Origin of the sequence: Vibrio sp. 10N.222.48.A3 (assembly GCF_041475345.1) — a bacterium.
In the GTDB taxonomy this organism is placed as follows: domain Bacteria; phylum Pseudomonadota; class Gammaproteobacteria; order Enterobacterales; family Vibrionaceae; genus Vibrio; species Vibrio tasmaniensis_A.
In genome coordinates this window covers 1-2,530 of sequence record NZ_JBFRVX010000512.1, presented here as the reverse complement: position 1 = coordinate 2,530, position 2,530 = coordinate 1, and the positions used below count along the sequence as shown (strand labels likewise).

1 protein-coding gene is annotated in these 2,530 nt (G+C 47.0%); it reads left to right on the top strand.

Annotated features, from left to right (window positions below):
• Positions 1-2,267: molecular chaperone DnaK (locus AB4653_RS14945; RefSeq protein ID WP_372104598.1), on the top strand; the 2,267-nt coding region annotated here is incomplete at its 5' end.
• Positions 2,268-2,530: the final 263 nt, after the last annotated feature.

The following is a 2,530-nucleotide window of genomic DNA, read 5'->3' as shown; positions in this document are numbered from 1 at the left end:
AGATTCTATTGCTCGAAGAGCCGCAAGCCGTTTGTTATGACTGGTATGCCCGTCACCAACAAACCGCTACAGACGAACTTCAACAGATCCCGCTGATTCTAGTGTGTGATGTTGGTGGCGGTACTACCGATTTAAGTTTGATCGAAGCGAGCTTCAAATCGGATAACGGTGGCAATCAAGAGCTCGCACTCGACCGTATCGGCGTTGGCGAACACTTGATGCTCGGGGGTGATAACCTCGATTTAGCTCTTGCCCACCTTGCAGAGCAGCGCTTCAATCAAAACAAAAAATTGAATGCTTCGAGCCTAACCAAGCTTATTCAGCAGACTCGCGCCGCAAAAGAGAGCCTGCTGTCTGCTAATGCGCCAGACGATGTGAAGATCACCATGCTGGGCAGCGGTTCAAAACTGCTTGGCGGAACGAAGAGTATTGGTTTAACCAAACAAGAAGTTCATCAGATTGCACTAGAAGGTTTCTTCCCGCTTTCAGAGTTTACGGAAGTACCCGACAAACGCCGCAGCGCGGTTGTAGAGTTCGGTCTACCCTACGCAGCAGATCCTGCTGTAAGTAAGCACGTTGCCGAATTCCTAGCGACCCACCAGCAAGTATCTAAAGCCGCATTGGAAAAGTCAGACTCTGTTGAGTTTGATGATACCAAACCTGCAATTCCTGTTGGTGTGCTACTCAATGGTGGTGTGTTCAACAGTGAACTGGTAACAGAGCGAATTACTCAGTTACTTGGCAATTGGAACGGTGCACCAATCACCGTCTTAGATAACCCTCACCCTGACTGGTCTGTAGCCCTTGGTGCTGTAGCTTTTGGTAAAGCACGCCGTGGTGCACAACTGAAAATCGGTGGCGGTGCCGCTCGTTCTTACTTCTTGCATCTACAAGAGAAGAACAAGATGGGCAAAGCGCTTTGTCTGCTTGCCAAAGGTACTGAAGAAGGCCAAGAGATACGCTTAAACAGCCGTCGTTTCTCGCTGACTTTAGGTGAACCAGTACGATTTAATCTACTGACTTCAACCCACGATCAAATTGCTCATGACACCACTATTCAAAATGGTGTGATGGTCAATGTCGACGCTGACTTGTTCTCCCCTCTTCCACCGTATATTTCTACACTGGAAGGTTCAGGTACTGCAGAGCTTCAGGCCAACCAAAAAGAGCGCGTTGAAGTGTTGCTTGCTTGTCAGTTAACCGAAGTCGGCACATTGAAAATGGAATGTGTGAGTACGGAAGATGACACTAAGCGTTGGTTGCTTGAGTTCGAAGTCAGAAACAAGCAAGGCGATGAGTCCGATAACTCTAAACTTCATCCAAGACTGGACGAATGTAAGGAGTTGATTTCTCGTCTGTACAGCGGCAACAAGAAAAGTGCTGAGTCTAAAGAGATCAAAACGCTGGCCAAAGATCTTGAGAAACGACTTGGTAAGCGCGAAGAGTGGGACTTTACGACTCTCCGTCACCTGTTTGATTCGTTCTCATTAGGTCGTAAACGCCGTCGTCGTTCAGAAGCACACGAGAAGAACTGGCTGCGTTTGGCGGGTTACTCGCTGCGTCCAGGCTTTGGCGATCCGACTGACTCATGGCGTATCGAACAAATTTGGGGCCTTTACCAACAAAACATTCAGTTCCAGAACCACCAAGGTTGGACGGACTGGTGGGTATTCTGGCGTCGTGTTGCGGGTGGCCTGAATCAAGAACAGCAAGAAACCATCTTGGCTGATATCGCGAAGTACCTTCACCCAGGTGCAATGAAGAACCCTAAGACAGCGAAAGATGCGCAAGACAATGGCTATGAAGCCATGGTGAGATTGGCAGCGTCCCTTGAGCAACTCGAGGTGGAAGATAAAGTTCTATTGGCTACATGGTTCTTGAGCAAAGCAATTAACCATAATCAGTTCGAACAGGCTCACTGGTGGGCTCTGGGTCGCTTAGCGTCTCGTACACCTTTATACGGAAGCCAACACAGCGTCATTCCAAGAGAGCAAGCAGAACAGTGGTTACCAAAGCTGCTTGACCAAAATTGGCAGAAAGAGCAAATGATTGCTTTCGCGGCAGTGGTGATTTGCCGCAAGACAGGTGACCGACAGTTCGATATCTCTGATGACTACCGTGCTCAAGTTCTTGATAAATTAAAGCAAAGCAAGGTACCTGATTCATGGCTAACGCTAGTGAGTGAAGTCACTGAACTTTCTGAGAGCGAGTCTAAACGCGTATTTGGTGATGCATTACCAAGCGGGTTAAGCCTGATTAATAACTAGGTTTAAAAACGATTAGCTTTAGTTGTTAATGAGTAAAGAAGCTAACGAGAAAAGAAAAAGCCACTTTCGATTCGTTGAAAGTGGCTTTTTTATTGGTGGCTTAAGGCTGGTATGTTTAGTCGACTTATCGCTTTTTGGTTAAGAGCCTCAGCCGTATTGCAGTTCATCATTGTTAATGTTTCGTTCCTGTTGGGTTGATAGGAAAATCCGTATTTTCATAAATATCAGATAACTTTTTCGGTTTCTTCTCTTGAGCTCCTTGG